This is a genomic window from Thermithiobacillus plumbiphilus, assembly GCF_038070005.1.
Classification (GTDB): domain Bacteria; phylum Pseudomonadota; class Gammaproteobacteria; order Acidithiobacillales; family Thermithiobacillaceae; genus JBBPCO01.
Genome location: NZ_JBBPCO010000008.1, coordinates 45,204 through 61,301 on the forward strand (window position 1 = coordinate 45,204; position 16,098 = coordinate 61,301).

At 61.8% G+C, this 16,098-nt stretch carries 22 protein-coding genes, 1 tRNA gene and 1 other RNA gene; 13 read left to right on the forward strand and 11 right to left on the reverse strand.

The annotated features are described in order from the left end of the window. Window positions 1-8: 8 nt before the first annotated feature. The 12 genes from WOB96_RS08905 (at window position 9) to WOB96_RS08960 (ending at window position 8,043) form a co-directional block, all read left to right on the forward strand. Window positions 9-740, forward strand: a complete 732-nt coding sequence (locus tag WOB96_RS08905; protein ID WP_341370944.1) for an SDR family NAD(P)-dependent oxidoreductase — start codon at window positions 9-11, stop codon at window positions 738-740. Next, the gene (locus WOB96_RS08910; protein WP_341370945.1) at window positions 740-2,749 is read left to right on the forward strand and encodes a UvrD-helicase domain-containing protein; all 2,010 of its coding nucleotides are present in this window, start codon (window positions 740-742) and stop codon (window positions 2,747-2,749) included. Before WOB96_RS08905 ends, WOB96_RS08910 begins: the two co-directional genes overlap by 1 nt. 48 nt (window positions 2,750-2,797) lie before the next feature. Further along, window positions 2,798-3,049 carry a hypothetical protein gene (locus WOB96_RS08915; RefSeq protein ID WP_341370946.1) on the forward strand — a complete coding sequence of 84 codons (252 nt, stop codon included), beginning with the start codon at window positions 2,798-2,800 and terminating at the stop codon, window positions 3,047-3,049. 2 nt (window positions 3,050-3,051) lie between these two features. Next, the gene (locus WOB96_RS08920) at window positions 3,052-3,369 is read left to right on the forward strand and encodes a cell division protein ZapA (protein ID WP_341370947.1); all 318 of its coding nucleotides are present in this window, start codon (window positions 3,052-3,054) and stop codon (window positions 3,367-3,369) included. A 10-nt stretch (window positions 3,370-3,379) separates the two neighbouring features. After that, window positions 3,380-3,552: non-coding RNA, 6S RNA (gene ssrS / locus WOB96_RS08925), on the forward strand. 31 nt (window positions 3,553-3,583) lie between these two features. Continuing rightward, window positions 3,584-4,177 (forward strand): 5-formyltetrahydrofolate cyclo-ligase, encoded by a 594-nt coding sequence (locus tag WOB96_RS08930; protein ID WP_341370948.1) that lies wholly within the window; start codon window positions 3,584-3,586, stop codon window positions 4,175-4,177. 68 nt (window positions 4,178-4,245) lie between these two features. Further along, a complete protein-coding gene (locus WOB96_RS08935; RefSeq protein WP_341370949.1) occupies window positions 4,246-5,028 on the forward strand; it encodes a TIGR00282 family metallophosphoesterase in 783 nt (260 codons plus the stop codon). Between the two features lie 107 nt (window positions 5,029-5,135). Continuing rightward, the gene (locus WOB96_RS08940) at window positions 5,136-6,569 is read left to right on the forward strand and encodes an MFS transporter (RefSeq protein ID WP_341370950.1); all 1,434 of its coding nucleotides are present in this window, start codon (window positions 5,136-5,138) and stop codon (window positions 6,567-6,569) included. 57 nt (window positions 6,570-6,626) lie between these two features. After that, window positions 6,627-6,703: transfer RNA gene (locus WOB96_RS08945), tRNA-Arg, on the forward strand. Window positions 6,704-6,772: 69 nt separating this feature from the next. Beyond that, entirely contained in the window at window positions 6,773-7,219 is a 447-nt protein-coding gene (locus tag WOB96_RS08950) for a hypothetical protein (protein ID WP_341370951.1), read from the forward strand. Beyond that, the gene (locus WOB96_RS08955) at window positions 7,212-7,532 is read left to right on the forward strand and encodes a helix-turn-helix domain-containing protein (RefSeq protein ID WP_341370952.1); all 321 of its coding nucleotides are present in this window, start codon (window positions 7,212-7,214) and stop codon (window positions 7,530-7,532) included. The genes WOB96_RS08950 and WOB96_RS08955 overlap by 8 nt, the downstream gene beginning before the upstream one ends. Before the next feature lie 85 nt (window positions 7,533-7,617). Then, complete coding sequence (locus tag WOB96_RS08960; protein WP_341370953.1) at window positions 7,618-8,043, forward strand: response regulator; 426 nt, start codon at window positions 7,618-7,620, stop codon at window positions 8,041-8,043. 114 nt (window positions 8,044-8,157) lie between these two features. Here the strand turns inward: WOB96_RS08960 and WOB96_RS08965 are convergent, their stop codons facing one another. Then, window positions 8,158-8,307 carry a hypothetical protein gene (locus WOB96_RS08965; protein WP_341370954.1) on the reverse strand — a complete coding sequence of 50 codons (150 nt, stop codon included), beginning with the start codon at window positions 8,305-8,307 and terminating at the stop codon, window positions 8,158-8,160. Between the two features lie 561 nt (window positions 8,308-8,868). Between WOB96_RS08965 and WOB96_RS08970 the strand changes: the two genes are divergently transcribed. Continuing rightward, window positions 8,869-9,066 carry a hypothetical protein gene (locus WOB96_RS08970; protein WP_341370955.1) on the forward strand — a complete coding sequence of 66 codons (198 nt, stop codon included), beginning with the start codon at window positions 8,869-8,871 and terminating at the stop codon, window positions 9,064-9,066. A gap of 21 nt (window positions 9,067-9,087) precedes the next feature. Here the strand turns inward: WOB96_RS08970 and WOB96_RS08975 are convergent, their stop codons facing one another. The 10 genes from WOB96_RS08975 to WOB96_RS09020 all read right to left on the reverse strand — a co-directional run bounded on the left by WOB96_RS08975 (window position 9,088) and on the right by WOB96_RS09020 (window position 16,090). Further along, on the reverse strand, window positions 9,088-9,297 hold the full coding sequence (locus WOB96_RS08975) for a DUF4926 domain-containing protein (RefSeq protein WP_341370956.1): 210 nt from the start codon (window positions 9,295-9,297) through the stop codon (window positions 9,088-9,090). Between the two features lie 9 nt (window positions 9,298-9,306). Further along, on the reverse strand, window positions 9,307-9,639 hold the full coding sequence (locus WOB96_RS08980; protein WP_341370957.1) for a DUF6883 domain-containing protein: 333 nt from the start codon (window positions 9,637-9,639) through the stop codon (window positions 9,307-9,309). Beyond that, window positions 9,636-10,100 carry a tyrosine-type recombinase/integrase gene (locus WOB96_RS08985; RefSeq protein WP_341370958.1) on the reverse strand — a complete coding sequence of 155 codons (465 nt, stop codon included), beginning with the start codon at window positions 10,098-10,100 and terminating at the stop codon, window positions 9,636-9,638. Before WOB96_RS08985 ends, WOB96_RS08980 begins: the two co-directional genes overlap by 4 nt. Window positions 10,101-10,773: 673 nt before the next feature. After that, window positions 10,774-11,049: a hypothetical protein gene (locus WOB96_RS08990; protein WP_341370959.1), complete on the reverse strand. Its 276-nt coding sequence runs from the start codon at window positions 11,047-11,049 to the stop codon at window positions 10,774-10,776. A 432-nt stretch (window positions 11,050-11,481) separates the two neighbouring features. Continuing rightward, window positions 11,482-11,844, reverse strand: coding sequence for a hypothetical protein (locus tag WOB96_RS08995; protein WP_341370960.1), 363 nt, complete (start codon window positions 11,842-11,844; stop codon window positions 11,482-11,484). A 2-nt stretch (window positions 11,845-11,846) separates the two neighbouring features. Then, window positions 11,847-12,710 carry a hypothetical protein gene (locus WOB96_RS09000; RefSeq protein ID WP_341370961.1) on the reverse strand — a complete coding sequence of 288 codons (864 nt, stop codon included), beginning with the start codon at window positions 12,708-12,710 and terminating at the stop codon, window positions 11,847-11,849. A gap of 66 nt (window positions 12,711-12,776) precedes the next feature. Continuing rightward, complete coding sequence (locus WOB96_RS09005; RefSeq protein WP_341370962.1) at window positions 12,777-13,097, reverse strand: hypothetical protein; 321 nt, start codon at window positions 13,095-13,097, stop codon at window positions 12,777-12,779. Beyond that, window positions 13,094-13,540 carry a hypothetical protein gene (locus WOB96_RS09010; RefSeq protein WP_341370963.1) on the reverse strand — a complete coding sequence of 149 codons (447 nt, stop codon included), beginning with the start codon at window positions 13,538-13,540 and terminating at the stop codon, window positions 13,094-13,096. The genes WOB96_RS09005 and WOB96_RS09010 overlap by 4 nt, the downstream gene beginning before the upstream one ends. 340 nt (window positions 13,541-13,880) lie before the next feature. Beyond that, a complete protein-coding gene (locus WOB96_RS09015) occupies window positions 13,881-14,966 on the reverse strand; it encodes an AAA family ATPase (RefSeq protein WP_341370964.1) in 1,086 nt (361 codons plus the stop codon). After that, a complete protein-coding gene (locus WOB96_RS09020) occupies window positions 14,963-16,090 on the reverse strand; it encodes a DUF7146 domain-containing protein (RefSeq protein ID WP_341370965.1) in 1,128 nt (375 codons plus the stop codon). Before WOB96_RS09020 ends, WOB96_RS09015 begins: the two co-directional genes overlap by 4 nt. Window positions 16,091-16,098: the final 8 nt, after the last annotated feature.

Here is a 16,098-nt window from a genome sequence, read left to right on the forward strand (position 1 = left end):
CCAAACCCATGACACAGAAAACCGCAGTCGTAACCGGCGCGTCGAGCGGCATCGGCGCTGCCACGGCCCGCATGCTGGCCGCCCAGGGCTATAAGGTGTATGTCGGCGCCCGACGGCTGGACCGCCTGCAGGCCCTGGCCGCCGAGATCGATGGCGTGGCCCTGATGCTCGATGTCACCGATCCCGAGAGCGTGGCCGCCTTCGCCGCAAAAATTCCGGTCCTGAACGTGCTGGTCAACAATGCCGGTGGCGCGCTGGGGCTCGAAGCCATCGCCGAACTCGATGAGGCCAAGTGGCTCGCCATGTATCAGAGCAACGTGCTGGGCCTGGCGCGCGTGACGAAAGCCCTGCTGCCGCAACTGCGCGCCTCGGGTGATGGCCATGTGGTCAATCTCGGTTCCATCGCCGGACACGAAACCTATGCCGGTGGAGCGGGCTATACCGCCGTCAAGCACGCGGTGCGCGCCATCTCCGAGACCATGCGCCTGGAATGGCTGGGCGAGCCGATCCGGGTGACGGAGATCGATCCCGGTTTTGCCGAAACCGAATTCAGTCTCGTGCGCTTCGCGGGAGATGCCGAGCGCGCCCGCAAGGTCTATGAGGGCCTGCAGCCACTGAGCGCCGAGGACGTGGCGGACAGCATCGTCTGGGCGGTCACCCGCCCGAGCCACGTGAACATCGACCAGATCATTCTGAAACCCACCGCCCAGGCGCGCGTCGACAAGATACATCGCGGTTGATGGCAGAGCTCAATCCCCAGCAGCAGGCCGCCGTGCTGCACGCTCATGGACCCATGCTGGTGCTGGCCGGGGCCGGCTCCGGCAAGACCCGTGTGATCACGCAAAAGATCGCTCACCTGATCGATAAGCATGGCGTGGATGCCAGGCACATCTTTGCCGTGACCTTCACCAACAAGGCCGCCAGCGAGATGCGCGAGCGCGTCGCCCAGCTCTGCCAGGGCCAGCCCACTCGCGGGCTGACGGTCTCGACCTTTCATAGCCTTGGGCTGCAGATCCTGCGCCAGGAGATCCACCGGCTCGGCTATAAAAAGGCCTTCTCCATCCTCGATGCCTCGGATACCGTGGCCCTGGTGCGTGATCTCCTGAAGGACAATCAGGACGACCCGGATCTGGCCGAAGGCATCCAGGGGCGCATCTCGCGTTTCAAGAACGCCGGCCTCGCGCCGGAGGCCGTACCACTGGAAGGTGACCCTCTGCACAGCCGCGCCGCGCGTCTCTATCCCTTCTACCAGCGCGCGCTCAAGGCCTACAGCGCGGTGGATTTCGACGACCTGATCAGCCTGCCCAATCAGCTCTTCGCCCATGACGCCGAGGCCCGCGCCCACTGGCAGGAGCGGGTGCGTTATCTGCTGGTGGATGAGTATCAGGACACCAACAGCGCCCAGTATCAGCTCATCAAGTGGCTGCTGGGCATGCGGCGCAATCTCACCGCCGTGGGCGACGATGATCAGAGCATCTATGCCTGGCGGGGCGCCGAGGCCGAGAACCTGCACCGGCTGGGGCAGGACTTCCCGGACCTGAACGTGATCAAGCTGGAGCAGAACTACCGCTCCACCGGGCGCATTCTCACCGCCGCCAACCGCTTGATCGCCAACAACCCGCATCTCTATGAAAAGCAGCTCTGGAGCACGCTCGGCCACGGCGAGCCGATCCGCGTGGTGCGCTGCGATGACGAGACCCACGAGGCAGAGAAGGTGGTCAGCCTCTTGCTGGCCGAGAAATTCCAGCGCCAGGCGAGGTTCAGCGACTTCGCCATCCTCTATCGCGGCAACCATCAGGCGCGCGCCTTCGAGACCGCCCTGCGCGCCGCCCGGGTGCCCTATCATCTGACCGGCGGCACCTCGTTCTTCGCGCGTGGCGAGATCAAGGATCTCATGGCCTATCTGCGCCTCCTGGTGAATCCGGACGATGACCTCGCCTTCCTGCGTGCGGTGAACACGCCGCGCCGGGGCATCGGCGGCACCACCCTGGAGGCCTTGGGGCAATTCGCCCAAAAGCGTGACAAGAGTCTCTTTGAAGCCATCTGGGAGCCGGATCTTGGCGAGCATCTGCCCACTCGCGCCCTGGAGGCCCTACGCGGCTTCGGTGACTGGATCAATCGCACCAACGAGCAGATCGACAAGACCACCACCACGGATGGCGAACTCGCCGCCGAGCTGCGGCGCCTGCCGGACGCCATCGACTATCCCGGCTATCTGCGCGACCAGTTCGATGAGCGTGGCGCCAGCCGCCGGCTGGAGAACATCAACAGTCTCTTTGACTCGGTACAGCGCATGCTCGAAACCGAGGATGGCCCCCGCAGCCTGCCCGAGATCCTTGGCCGGCTTAGTCTCTTTTCTGTACTGGAGCGCCAGGAAGAGGAGGGCGGCGACGAGGTTCGCCTGATGACCCTGCACGCCGCCAAGGGCCTGGAGTTTCCCTATGTGTTTCTGGTGGGCATGGAGGAAGGTTTCCTGCCGCACCGCAACAGCATCGACTCGGATAACATCGAGGAAGAGCGGCGCCTGGCCTATGTCGGACTCACACGCGCCCAATTCCTGCTGGTGCTGACCATGGCCAGAAAGCGTCGCCGCTATGGCGAGTGGATCGCCGGCGAACCCTCGCGCTTCCTGAGCGAGCTGCCCGCCGAGGACCTGCGCTGGGAAGGCGAGAACAACAGCGAGGAACAGCGCCAGGCGGTTGCCCAGGGGACGCTGGCGCAGTTGCGCCAGATGCTCGGTAGCAAATAGAACGCGGCTTTGATTCAGGCCGGTCATCCGCTAGTATGATAGGAACGATTGCAAATTGTCCGCGAGGTCTTCCCATTGCAGGACCCCCGTTTCGAGCCCCTCTTGCAGCAACTGGAAAGTTTCTTTGCCGACTACCGGGCGCAGCGCGGCAAGCGACAGGACGATGACCCGCGCCTGCTGCTCCTGAACCGCCAGATCGAGCAGTTGCAGGCCGAGAATCAGCGCTTGCGCGAACGCCAGGAGGTGGTCTGCGGACGGCTGGAACGCCTGCTCAACGATCTGGAACCGGTCGAGGAGTGACATTGGACATCAAGCAGCCGGTCAACGGCGCCTCTCAGACCATCAATATCCAGTTGCTCGGGCGCAGCTACCGGATTGCCTGTCCCCCGGAAGAGGCGGATTGCCTGCTGGACGCCGCCAGCTATCTCGACCAGCAGCTGGAGCAGGCGCGGCGTTCGGGAAGGATCGTCGGGACTGACCGGCTGACGCTGATGGTGGCCCTGAATCTGGCCGCCGAAGTGGTGCAATTGCAGGCCCAGGTGGCAGCGCAAAAGGGCGATCTCGACAGCCTCGCCGGACGGCTCCAGGGCATGGTTGACAGCCTCATTCAATCGGGATAAGGTGGTTTTGCATCCCCTGCGGTGCTCGTAGGTACGGGTAAATTCTTGAACCAACAGTTATCACCCTGGGAGCTTCATGATCGTCGTGGTGAGCCGCTCTAGCGAGTAGCCTGAAGCGACGTGGAGGCGCCCACCTGACCTTCGGGTTCAAGGGAAACAACCTACGGCACAGGCGGGGGATGTCTCATTTCAAAATCCCCATTAGATTCTCCAGATGATCGACAAAAAGGTTTTGCGCCGGGACATGCGGCGTCTGCGCCGCGCCATTTCCGATGAGCAGGCGCATCAGGCCGCCCGCCGTCTGGCTCGCGAACTGAGCCGCAATCCGCGCTTTCTGGCCGCGCGCAGCATCGCCTTTTACTTGACTAATGATGGCGAGATCGATCCCACCTTATTGCTGCGTTTGGCCCTGCGGATGAAAAAGCAGGCTTTTCTCCCGGTGCTCGATCCACTCTTTGGCCGTTCCCTGCGCTTTGCCCGGCTGCGGCCCGGTACCGCCATGCGCGCCAACCGCTTCGGCATTCCGGAGCCTGTCGTACCGCGCCGCGCCTTGCTGAAAGCGCGCCAGCTCGATCTCATTCTCACGCCACTGGTGGCCTTTGATCCCCACGGTGGACGCCTTGGCATGGGCGGCGGCTTTTATGACCGCGCCCTGCAGCATCTGGGCTGGTCGCGCCACTGGCGCCGCCCGCATGTGATCGGCCTGGCCTATGAGCTGCAAAAGATCCCGCAGCTGCCGCGCGAGTCCTGGGATATCGCCCTCGATGGCATTCAGACCGAACAGGCCTGGTACCCCGCGGCATCTTAGCGCCTTCGGCGCATGGCCAGAGGCGGGCGCATGCACTATCATGGGCAGTTCTTCGAGGGAGCTTGACCATGAATCTGCTGTTTGTCGGTGATGTCGTTGGCGAACCCGGGCGGCGCGTGCTGCTCAGGCATCTGCGCCCGCTCAAGGACAAGCTGATGCTGGATTACATCGTCGTCAATGCCGAGAACATCGCCGGCGGCTTCGGCGTCACGGAGAAGATCTGCCGGGAGCTCTTCGAGCACGAGGTGGATGTCATCAGTTCCGGGAATCATATCTGGGACCGCAAGGAAGCCCTGGAGTACATCACCCGCGAACCGCGCCTGCTGCGGCCCCACAATTTCCCCTCCGGCACACCCGGCAGCGGCTGGCATGTCGGCCAGACCGCCAGTGGCGAGCCCGTCGGCGTGCTCAACCTCATGGGCCAGGCCTTCATGCATCCCACCCTGGACTGTCCCTTTCAGGCCGCCGACCAGGTGCTGGCCGCCAAGCCCGACAACCTGAAGATGATCCTGGTGGACATGCACGCCGAGACCACCAGTGAGAAGATGGCCCTGGGCTGGCATCTCGATGGCCGGGTATCCGCCGTGGTCGGCACCCATACCCATGTGCCCACGGCCGATGAGCGGGTGCTGTCGCGAGGTACGGCGTATATCAGCGATGTCGGCATGACCGGCCCCTACGATTCGGTGATCGGCATGAAGAAGGAGGGGGCTCTCAAGCGCTTTCTCACCAAACTCCCCGAGCGCCTGGAGGTGGCGCCCGGGCCGGCCACGCTCAGCGCCGTGCTGATCCGCGTGGATCCCGTCAGTGGCCGCAGCCAGGGCATCGAAAGAATCAGCATCCGCGAATGATCCTGCCTGTGACAAAGCTTGACTGTCGGCAGATCGTTTTTTGCTTATAATCGCGCTTTTGCGGTTCGGCAAACTTTTGCCGGCGTTTGAAGATACTGGGGCGAGGCATGAAGGCAGGGCAGGGCAGACAGCAGGCTGGCATGGACGGCAAGGAAAGACGGGCAGCGGTGTCGCTGGCGGGCATGTTCGGCTTGCGCATGCTGGGGCTGTTTCTGGTGCTGCCGGTGTTTTCCATCTATGCCCATCAGCTCGAAGGCGTGCGCGAGCATCCGGCGCTGATCGGCCTGGCGCTGGGCGCCTATGGCCTCACCCAGGCGCTGCTGCAGATCCCCTTTGGCATGCTCTCCGACCGCTATGGCCGCAAGCCCGTCATTCTCATCGGCACCATACTCTTCATTGCCGGTAGCTGGATCGCGGCGGCCTCCGACTCCATCTACGGCGTCCTGATCGGGCGTATCGTGCAGGGCGCGGGGGCGGTGGCCTCCGTCATCATCGCGCTCTCGGCGGATCTGACGCGCGAGGAGAACCGCACCAAGGCCATGGCCATGATCGGCATCACCATTGGTCTCTCCTTTGCCGTGTCGCTGGTGCTGGGTCCCCTGCTGGCAAGCTGGATCGGTGTCGATGGCATCTTCTGGCTGATCGGCGGGCTGGGCCTGATCTCGCTGATCTTTCTTTACACCGTGGTGCCCACACCAAAGCTGCTGCGCCACCACCGCGATGCCGAACTCAGTCCGGCCATGGTGGCCGGGGTGATGAAGGATCCCGAACTGCTGCGCCTGGATTTTGGCGTCTTTGCCCTGCACGCGGCACTCACCGCGCTCTTCGTGGTGCTGCCGCTGGTGCTGATGGACCCGCGCCATCCGCTATTGCCGCTGGAGCGCCAGTGGGAGCTGTATCTGCCGGTGATGCTCATCGCCTTCGCTCTGATGGTGCCCTTCATCATCATTGCCGAGTCAAGGCGCAAGATGAAGCAGGTCTTCGTCGGCGCCATCGCCACGCTCGCCATATCCGTGCTCATCATGGCCTTGTCGCATGACTCCCTGGCCTGGATTGCCTTGGCCCTGCTGGTGTTTTTCACCGGCTTCAATGTGCTGGAGGCGAGCCTGCCCTCACTGATATCGAAAATTTCGCCGGCCGGCGTGAAGGGCACGGCCATCGGGGTTTATACCACCGCCGAATTTCTCGGGGCCTTTGTCGGTGGCGCAATCGGCGGCCTGCTCTACGACCCGGTACAGAACAACTACGCCACCGTGTTCTGGGCGGTGCTGGGGCTGTTTGTCGCCTGGCTGCTGGTCGCCATCGGCATGCGCCAGCCGCGCTATGTTGCCACCCGGGTGCTGCATGTGGGCGCGGTGAGCGAGCTTGAGGCCCGCGCGATCGAGGCCCGCCTGCTGGCCATTCCCGGCGTGGTCGAGGCTGCGGTCTTCCCTGACGAGGAGGTAGCCTACTGCAAGGTCGACAGCAAGGTGGTCGACGAGAGCGCCCTGGCCGCGGTCATGCGCGTGGCAGGCGACGAGGGGCTGGCTACCTCGCCCTGAGTTGTTTTGCCGATGGACAGGCGTGGACATGCCGGGTAAAATCAGCCCTCGTCACATGCGCGGTTAGCTCAGCTGGATAGAGCGTTGGCCTCCGACGCCAAAGGTCATAGGTTCGAATCCTATACCGCGCGCCATGAACATAGAGGGCTTGCAGGCAACTGCAGGCCCTTCTTTCATTTTGACCGCTTTCTGCCATTTACCCTGTGCAAGCCCTTCTGGATACCCTGAAAAGGTATTATCCGCAAGGATCTTGGATCTTATACCATTTTGGGTATAATCTGGTCATGATCAACAGGGAAAAACAAATTCATTGGGTCGGTAAATCGCTGCAGGAGTTTCAGGCCATGCTGCAGGCCTTTCCTGACCGCGTGCGGGATACCTGTACATATACCCTCTATCTTGCTCAGTCGGGCAGACGCCACGAACAGGTCCAGTGCATCCAGGAGCTTGATTTCGGCAAGCTCGGCATGCTGGAGCAGTGGCACCAGGGCGCCTATTGTGCGGTCTATATTCTGTCGCACACTGAGGCGGTATATGTTTTGTATTGCTTTCACCGTGCAGCAGATCAGGTCAGCAGTCCCGACATGAACTTGCTGCAGTCGCGCCTGCAGTTGGTGAAAGCACAAGTGGAGAACCAGCACCATGCGTGATATCGAACCAGGAAGCGGTAATGTCTATGCTGACTTAGGGCTGCGCGATGCGGAAAACATGCTGGTCAAGGCAAGGCTGGCGGTGAAGATCGGTGAAACCATCAAACAGCGTGGCATCAGCCAGGAAGTGGCGGCACGTCTGATCGGCATTTCCCAGCCGAAATTATCCAATCTCCTGCGCGGTCAGTTCCGGGGCATCAGCGAAGCGAAAATGATTGAGTGTCTGACCAGGCTTGGCAATGATGTGCATATCGTCGTCAAGTCGCTCCCGGATGAACAACAGTCAGGTCAGATCGAGGTGGTCCTGATCTGATGTGCCTGCTACCAGCCCCACCTGGCAAGTGCTGGTTTCTGCTGTCTTCCCGGCTTGCGTGGATTTGTGCCCGGGACGTCTTGCGATGAGTTTCCTGCTGCTGGTCGAAGACAATGCAGATGATGCCTTCCTGCTGATGCGGGCCTTGCGCCGCAAGCTGCCGGAACTGAAGATCAGAACGGCCACCGACGGAGCACAGGCGCTGGAATGTCTGTTTCCCGCTGATTCTTCGGAGGGATTCCGCCCGGATCTCATCTGTCTGGACCTCAACCTGCCCAAGGTGTCCGGTTTTGATGTGCTGACCAGGATCAAGCGTTGCCCGGATACGCAGCGGATTCCCCTGATGGTTTCATCGACGACCACGGACCCGCGCGAGATCGAGCACTGTTACGCGCTCGGTGCCGACCTCTTCGTGCCGAAACTGGTCGGCTATTTCGAATTCCAGGCCATCATGGAAGAGATTCTGCAGTACTGGTGGCAGCACAAATGCCTGCCGCCCCGCACGCCCTAGCTTTCCCGCTCCGATTCCCTTTACCTGGTTTATCTCAAGCCAATGGATCTGGTTGGCTTCGAGGGCATTGTGGCATCCCCCCCTCTGTCACGATAGATGTCCGCTTGATTGAGTTTAGGATTTGAAGGGACGGTTGGAGTGATGAAATGCCCAGCTACAGCGCCGCACTTTTCCGTTTTCCTTCAGGTCAGTGACAAAGGGCAGGCTAGTTAAGTTGTTGGATTCGCTCAGGTGGCAGAGGGTGGGAATGGTGCCGGTAATCATTGGTATGGCTCCTACGTTGTGGCACGGTAGGCGCTCATCAGATGATGGGCGCCGGGAGCTAGAAACCGCACGTAGACGGCGGGCGTATTCCCCCGAAGGGTCTTGTATTGGCCGCACTCCCGACATAAAAGCCGGACAGCCGCGGGACGCACAAGGCGCCATACAGGCGAAAAAATACCGCGATGCTTTCGGGCGCGGATGCCGCTACGTGAAAGGTGTTTCTAGCACCTGGACGGGTACGGTAAGCCAGCCGCCCTGGCGGCGTCAAGCGGGTTGCCCGTGCTCAGGGTGCCCGTTCCGCTGGCGTCATGGCGCGTTCACCGGAAGGCTTGCGCCCACGCTTTTTCTGCTCGACTGTCATGGCTACCCCTAAATTATATGACTTGTCACAGTTCTAGGAATATGTGACACGTTGCCAAATAACAAGGGGCTGGGGGCATCGGCCACTATGGTATTCTATATAAGAAAACGTAATTAAATCAGGGGATTGCGCGTAATACCAAAGGCTGATATACCTATTCCACCGGCATCAGCCGGCATAAAAACAGGGAGGCAGTACCCATGCAACACGACACAGACACCGCCGCACCCATCCTGCCGGAAGCCGAGTGGATCCTGCACGCGCTCTCGGGCATCCATGGCATTGCCCGCGTGCTGCGCCGGCTGCATCACGAACTGGAACCCCAGGAGCGCCAGTCCCTGGCCGAGGCGATGGAATGCCTCAGCGACGAGATGCTGGAGAAGGGCGCCGGCGCCTGATCGGCGCGCATGGGGCGGGGATCAGGCAGCGGTGGCGTGCGGCTGGTGGTGCAGGGCCATCAGGTGGCTGGCTGGCACGGCCACTGTAGCATAGGTCCGGCCATCCGGGTCCGCGAACTCAACCTCATAGACGTCCGGGGCGAGCGATTCGACCAATGTCCCGACCTGTCCCCGCAGTAGATGCCGATCGGGCAGGTCCTCGGTCAAGGCGACAACATCAAATAGTTTCATGGCATTCCCTCACAACACATAGCAACTTGTCAGGCGCGGGGCATCTTCCCCAGCCCGGATGATCCAGGCGGCGCGCACCATTGCATCACGGCCAGCGTGGCGCATCCGGAAGTCCAGTACGAAACGCTGTCCATAGAAATCCGACAAGCCTGGCTGCGCATCGTTCACCCGCGCGGCATCCAGCAGGGCGTCCCGCAATATCGCTGCATCAGGGGACGCCAATCCCAACGCCGAGCGGAACACACGGGCCTTGTGACGCCCTTCAGGATGCCCATCATTCAAACAATAGTCCCGCAACTTGGCGATGTCTACAATCGCCCTCTCTCCATTCGGCAGGATCACGCGTCGGCACCCGCCTGGGCCGCGTTCCTGTCAGTTGATGCAAGCGGGATTCTCGGCGCACCTCGCAGGCGCTGGGCCAGCCGCGCCGTGCGTAGATGGGTATAACGCGCCAGCATCTGCAGGGTTTCGTGGCCCGTGATCGTCCGGATCTCCATGATGTCCAAGTCGGTGCGCTCGAAGAGCCTCGACGTGGCCTCATGGCGCAGGTCATGGAAAACCAGGCCCGTCAGTCCGGCAACGGCGCCATGGGACAGCGGTACAGTCTGGGGATGCCGGTTTTTGGGATCCCGGACGTAAACCGTCCCACCCGCCAGATCCACATCCTCCCAGCGCAACTCCGACAGTTCGATCCGGCGCATGTTCGGGCCCGCCCCCTCGGTTTCGCGGGTGCGCAGGTAGGTCGCCACGTCACGGCCGCGGATTGTGCTCAGGGGGCGCGTGGCAATGGGGTAGTTTTGCAAGGCGCGGATGCGGTTTTTTTCCCGGCGCCGACCGGATGCGCGCTTCCCACTGCAATTCCCCGCGCCAGCGGATGCTCGCCATACCTACTCCTTGCCCCAAGCCTGTGGAGCAATTGGAGCAAAATTGGAGCAAATATTCAAAGGGGCAAAGAAAAAGGGCCTGGCATTTCAGCCAAACCCTTGTGTTTACTGGTGGGCCCGCTCGGACTCGAACCGAGGACCAAGGGATTATGAGGTCTCAAGCGTAAGTTTCTGCATCATTCCCGCATGTTCTCAAATCTTTTGTTTTCAAGGAGTTGCGGAGTTCCGTTGTCAGACAGGAGTTCTGCTGAAATCCTCAAAGTTCCGGGCCTATTCGTGCACGATTACACAGGAATTACACAGACCAGAACCCGGCTTTTCCGGTGGGAAAAGTGATCCAGAGTTGTTTCCGAAAATACCAATTTTCAGAAATTTCTGGAACTTTTGGGATTTCTTGGGAACTCTTTGGACGCTCGCCCAGGGGCAGGCGTCCGATTTTTTAATTTCGCGGGTGTAAAAATCTGGTGAGGCGCGCGGTCATGCCGGCATGAAGTCCTGAAGATTTGATCCCCCCTCCCCAGGTCTGCCCATGCTCAGGGTGTCCAGGTCATCAGTTCAATGGATGCGTCTTCCGGGTGGAGCGTTCCACAGCCTAGCTTGTGTGACTTGTCACTGATTTAGCGTAATGCACAAGAGCCTCGTCAATGATCTGTTTTAGTGACTTGTCACTAAACTGTTCTTTGAGGTCCAGCAGGGCGCCATGGGCATCCCCTGAGAGCATCACGCCGATTTGCTTGCCACTGAACACGCCTGTCGGTTGCTCATATCGACGTTTGAAGCGGCTTGCCGCTGCCCGTTCCGCTGGCGTCATGGCGCGTGCGCCGGAAGGCTTGCGGCCACGATTTTTCTGCTCGACTGGCTTTGACATATCTCCCCCTAAATTATGTGACTTGTCACGTTTATAACAATATGTGACTTGTCACTCAATGGCAAGGCGTCATCCGTGCGTATGACATTGAGGGGATAGGCGGTCCCGCAGTGCTCAGGGTGCCCAGGCCGCAAGCCCAATATCCGCCTGCATCGATGCCGCCTAGTGGTGGAGCATATGCACTGGCCGGAAAACTGGCGCAATCCGCGGCCTCAGTGCCCCGTGGTGACGTCTATCCCGTCCAGGGTCCCCCTGCTGGCCAGGCTCGCCGCTGCCGTGCAACTTGAAAACAATCAAGTTGGAATCCCGGAATTTAGCCATAAACCGCGGCCTTAGTAGCCCCGTGGTGGGTGGGTGCCTATCAGGGTCCCTGGAGCGGGTGGCCGTACCACGGGGACGCGATGCCGCGGTTTCCCGGAGATTTCCGGGCGCTTATGGGGTTGTTGTTGAGGGCTGCCGCTGTCCGGCAATCTGTCTGACCCGCTCAGGCGTCAGGCCCAGCAGCCAGGCAATGCGCGACACGGCCACGCCCAGCTCCAGCAGGTAACAGACCCGCGCCTGCCGGGCATCACTGACAAAGCTCGCGCTCGGTATCCAGAGCGACTGGCCGCCATAGACGCGCACCAGCTCCACGAAGGCATCCAGGCCCACCATGCGGGTGATCGCATGGTCCGGGCTGGCCTGGTCGGGTACATACAGGGTGAGTCCGCCCCAGCAGGCCGCCAGCTTCAGCGCTGCTGGCGTGCCGACGATCTCGGCCAGGGTGGCCAGGGTCAGGTGAGCATAGCGGCTCATGCTTAACCGACCTCCGCTGTGATCTGGGCCAGGGCTGCTGCCTGCTGCTCAGGGCTGGGCGCCAGGGTGTCCGGTGCGCCCGGCAGCTCCGGCATGCTGACATGCAGGGTGCTCGGCAACAGGGGAATGTTCGAGCGGATGCCGGCTGCCTGGATCAGTGCGCCCAGACGCATCAGCTCCTGTGCCGTGCTGGTATATTCCGCCGCGTACTTCAGCGCCAGACCATGGGCTGCCGCCGCCTGCATCCGTGCCTGATCCTCGCGGGCCTGGTGCAGCATCTGGTTCAGGGTATCGCGCCGCCGCTCCAGGCCAGCACGCCGGGCCGCTGCCCGTTCGGCAGCTCGCTCGGCTTGGGCCAGCTGCTCGCGGGCCTTGTCGTACTCGGCTTCCGCCTTGGCCGCTTCGCTCTGCTTCTTGCGCCCCAGGGCCAGGCCCGCCAGCATATCTTCCAGGGCGTGGCGTGCTTGGGCAAAGCGCCCCTGCTCGGTGCCCTCATCAGGTGCCGTGCTCGACAGCGCCGCTTCGGTCTGTCTCAGCTCGTTTTCCAGCTGCTGGATATGGCGGCTGGCCGCCTGGAGCATGGCCGCATCAGGGACGGGCCGCTTGTGATAGTCGGCATGACGGGCCTGCTCCTCGATGCGTGCCGCCTGCTCGCGCAGCGTGGCCATGCGGCTTGCCGCGTCGTCTCGCATGGGTCGCGCGTTGCGCTTGTTTTCATGTTCGGGCATCTCGCGGATGCTGCTTTCAGTTTCGATATGGATCTGTTGGGCGTCGGCGCGAAGCTGGGAAGCCGTGGCCATGGCGGTCTGCTGGGACTGGGCGAACTGCTGTTCCTGCTCGACAAAGCGGTCAAAGGGTGTGGACATAGGGCCTCCGGGTGAGTGAGGCCCCATCTTGGGTGAATTTGCGGGCTATTACCTGTGGGCAGATTTTCAGTGCAACACTTTGCCTTTGCGTTCCTGCATGGCGTGCGCCTGCCGTTCTCGACTATGTTCCGCGTTGCGCTCGGCAATGCGCTCGGCTTCGATGGCGTCCAGGATCTCCTTGTCGCGGGTCAGGGCAGCCCGTCCCCAGGCAGTGCCGCGTAATCGCTTTTCGACGTAGCGGGCCACTTCCGACACTTGCCCCCAGGTCATGCGCGGATGGCGGTCCCAGGCCCTGTCCACGGCACGGTGCAGGAATCGCCCGGCCTGGACGTCCGCCATGATTTCGGAAACCATCTTCTTTTGTGTCACGGTCATGTGCTGTTTCATCGGGCCTCCCAGGTGGCGCATAGGCGCTTGGCGTTGGGGTATAGGGCTGGCTGGATAGGGTGGCCTGCCGGGTAACGCTCTGCTGGTGGCGTGGTGCGTTGATCCTCCTGCATGGCACAAGTGCCGATGCCGCCATGCTCGCCGGCTTGGTAGTGCTGGCAGGTGGCGCAGGTGACGTACTCGGTCGCTGGTGGCGTGGTCGGTGCCTCAGCCTCGCTGACCGGGTGCATGGTCGATGCCGGGAACGTCCGCTTGAGCGCCAGCCAATCCCGCGCCGCCTGCCTGTTGCCTGGTGGGATCAGTCGCAGTTCTCCGGTGGTGAAGAGTGGATAGGCTGCCCAGGCCTCGGGAATTGTCGCCGTGGTACTCGCCCAGACCATGTAACCATCATCCACCCGCACCAGCAGCGCCAATCCGCTGGATTCGATGGCAGACAGACGCATGGCTGCCGCGTCTTCGGGTGTCGTTACAGGGACGGGTGCGGGTACAGGGTCATTGCTATTCCCGCTACTTTCGCTACTCGGGTGCTCAGGAGTAGCAGGAATAGCAGCCGCAACAGGCGCAACTTTTGCGGGTGTTTTTTCGGGGTCGAGTTGCGCCTTGTTTTGGCCTGAGTTGCAGGCCGGTTGCGCCTTCGGTTGCGCTTTGTTTCCCTGCAAAGCCAGACGGGCCAAGGCTTTGAGGCTGGCGGTTGCGCTTTGGGTTGCGGCCACGGTTGCGCCGCTCTGGTGAAAAGTTGCGGGTTGCGTCTCTATAGGGTGTGCAACGCGCAACTTTTGTGGATCAGTCTGCATCCTCGGCCTCCTCGCTCCAGTCGCGGGCTGGCTTGTTACGCTTGGCAGATGCGGGTTTGTTGGATTCCCGATAGCGCCCCTCCGTAATAGCGCGCTTGCGATGACGTGAAACGCGGGACTTGTGTATGCCCAACTCGGTGGCAATTTCTATTTGACTCAGGCCCTCTTCGAGCAACTGAATGACCCGCTCATAAGTGCTGTCTTCCACGCTCCGTACGCTCCAGGGATTGCCACTGGCATCCGGTGTTCCCATGCGGGCTTCGAAGGGCGCCACGGCATCCCCCATCACGCCGCGTGCCTTCTCGAAATGCACCTCGAAAACAGCGCCCTCTTCCGGGCTGTACTGGCTAGGGCGCCGCAAGTTGATAACCGTATCCAGCACGTCTTCACGGCGGCTGGTGCCCCGTTGCTGGCCGCCCTTGCCGGCATGGTGAATGAACAGGATGCTCTTGCCGCGTGCCCGCCATTTCAGTGCCCATTCCTGGATGGATAGCCAGGATTCCCCTTCGTTCTCTTTGCCGGTGCGGGCCAGGGTGGACAGGTTGTCCACCACGATCAGGGCAATCTCATCGGTGATGTGCTCATCCACCATGATCTGACCTAAAGGGCTGCTCAAATCGGGAGTTCGCCCATGCTCCTGCTCATCGGGGGTAATGATCCGAAATGGCGCCGTGGCCTCTTTCTCGCTCGCCAGGACGATGCCTGCCAGGCGTTCCTTGATGGTCACGGCGGGCATTTCCCCATCCACGAACAGCACGCCGCGCGGTCTTGGTGCCTGCCACTTCAGGAAGCTGCCGCCGCTGGCCACTGCATAGGCAATGCCAAGGGAAAGGTGGGTTTTGCCGATGCCGCGCTGAGCAAAGATCATGGCCAGGCCTTGCGTAGGAATGACCGGCTCCATGACCCACTCACGCGGGGGATATTCCTTGGATAAGAGTTCATCCAGGCCCACGGCACGGACACGGGGCAGGGATTCGCGTTCCTCATTGCCTGCCAGTTCAACGCCGCCCAATGTCTCGGCCACTTCCTCGGGGCTGGCCAGCTCGGTATAGATCTGCTCGCTTAGGCTGCTCATGCCGCGCCCTCCATCGTCAGCACGTCCGCCCAATCGCAGGTCTTTGGAATGGCTCCATTGATGGCCGCCAGGCGCGCCAGGTGGTCTTTGGATGGCATCAGGATATGGACGCTTCGCCCTTGTGCCCGCAGCCGCTCCCGGAGCGTTCTTGCGGCTTCTTCGCCCGCCGCACTCCGGTCCAGGTCGGTGCCGATGATGATCTCTCGCGCATGGGGTGGCAGGATCACGGATGCCAGTCCCGGTGCCGACACGCAGGCCCAGGCCGGCCAGCCGGTGAACTGGTGCAGCGCCAGCGCGGTTTCGATGCCCTCGGCCAGGATCAGCCGCCCATTCTGAACAGGAAACAGGCGAATCGCCGCGCCACGGGTAGCGCCCTCGGCAATGGCCGGCATCAGCTTCTTGGGCTCGGGTACTGGTGCCTTGGCGCCGTCGGCAATCAGATAGGTACGGTGAATGCTCACCAGCCCCCCGTCCGGTCCCTGTACCGCTGCCAGCATAGCCGGGTGAAAGGTCTTGCTGTCGTCGGCATGGCGATAACTCAGGGCCGGTGCATGACGCAGCACAACGGGGAAAGTGGGCAGCCTCAGACCACGTGCATGCAGATAGCGGGCTGCCGGGTCGCTGGCCTCGATGGGCCGGGCCGCCTGCATCATCTGTTGGTAGCGCCCGCGTCTGATCTCCGGGGATTCGGCAGGCTTAGGCCTGGTCTCCGTGCGCGGTGCCGGTGTCCGTGCTACTGGCGTGCCGCTCAGGTCCTTCAGGGCATCGGCAAAGCCCAGACCATGCTTGTGCATGTGGAAGGCAATCAGGTCGCCGCCCTTGGCGCCGCAGGCAAAGCAATCATAGGCGCCGCTGCCCAGGTGAATCCGGAAGCTGCCGGCACGATTGTCGGCATGGAAGGGGCAGAGCCCGCCATCATTCCAGCCGTTGCCCCGCCAACGTGAAACCGGGGCATCCATCAGCTCGCCAGCATAGTAGGTGCTGGGATCGATACGGCCTTTGACGGTGGCTGCATCGATGCGGGAATTGCTATAATTGGCGCCTGAATAAAGCTTTGATAAGGCTGCCGGGTGGTAGCTGCTGAGGGCCGGTCTGGCGGGACCGGCCTTTTCGTTTGTCTGCATGGCTCAGT

What these genes read in the sequence shown, in the direction of transcription:
- WOB96_RS08905 (WP_341370944.1), top strand. Translation starts at nt 9, where the DNA reads ATGACACAGAAAACCGCAGTCGTAACCGGCGCGTCGAGCGGCATCGGC.
- WOB96_RS08910 (WP_341370945.1), top strand. Translation starts at nt 740, where the DNA reads ATGGCAGAGCTCAATCCCCAGCAGCAGGCCGCCGTGCTGCACGCTCAT.
- WOB96_RS08930 (WP_341370948.1), top strand. Translation starts at nt 3,584, where the DNA reads ATGATCGACAAAAAGGTTTTGCGCCGGGACATGCGGCGTCTGCGCCGC.
- WOB96_RS08935 (WP_341370949.1), top strand. Translation starts at nt 4,246, where the DNA reads ATGAATCTGCTGTTTGTCGGTGATGTCGTTGGCGAACCCGGGCGGCGC.
- WOB96_RS08940 (WP_341370950.1), top strand. Translation starts at nt 5,136, where the DNA reads ATGAAGGCAGGGCAGGGCAGACAGCAGGCTGGCATGGACGGCAAGGAA.
- WOB96_RS08955 (WP_341370952.1), top strand. Translation starts at nt 7,212, where the DNA reads ATGCGTGATATCGAACCAGGAAGCGGTAATGTCTATGCTGACTTAGGG.
- WOB96_RS08960 (WP_341370953.1), top strand. Translation starts at nt 7,618, where the DNA reads ATGAGTTTCCTGCTGCTGGTCGAAGACAATGCAGATGATGCCTTCCTG.
- WOB96_RS08965 (WP_341370954.1), bottom strand. Translation starts at nt 8,307, where the DNA reads ATGATTACCGGCACCATTCCCACCCTCTGCCACCTGAGCGAATCCAAC.
- WOB96_RS08970 (WP_341370955.1), top strand. Translation starts at nt 8,869, where the DNA reads ATGCAACACGACACAGACACCGCCGCACCCATCCTGCCGGAAGCCGAG.
- WOB96_RS08975 (WP_341370956.1), bottom strand. Translation starts at nt 9,297, where the DNA reads ATGAAACTATTTGATGTTGTCGCCTTGACCGAGGACCTGCCCGATCGG.
- WOB96_RS08990 (WP_341370959.1), bottom strand. Translation starts at nt 11,049, where the DNA reads ATGTCAAAGCCAGTCGAGCAGAAAAATCGTGGCCGCAAGCCTTCCGGC.
- WOB96_RS08995 (WP_341370960.1), bottom strand. Translation starts at nt 11,844, where the DNA reads ATGAGCCGCTATGCTCACCTGACCCTGGCCACCCTGGCCGAGATCGTC.
- WOB96_RS09000 (WP_341370961.1), bottom strand. Translation starts at nt 12,710, where the DNA reads ATGTCCACACCCTTTGACCGCTTTGTCGAGCAGGAACAGCAGTTCGCC.
- WOB96_RS09005 (WP_341370962.1), bottom strand. Translation starts at nt 13,097, where the DNA reads ATGAAACAGCACATGACCGTGACACAAAAGAAGATGGTTTCCGAAATC.
- WOB96_RS09010 (WP_341370963.1), bottom strand. Translation starts at nt 13,540, where the DNA reads ATGCGTCTGTCTGCCATCGAATCCAGCGGATTGGCGCTGCTGGTGCGG.
- WOB96_RS09015 (WP_341370964.1), bottom strand. Translation starts at nt 14,966, where the DNA reads ATGAGCAGCCTAAGCGAGCAGATCTATACCGAGCTGGCCAGCCCCGAG.
- WOB96_RS09020 (WP_341370965.1), bottom strand. Translation starts at nt 16,090, where the DNA reads ATGCAGACAAACGAAAAGGCCGGTCCCGCCAGACCGGCCCTCAGCAGC.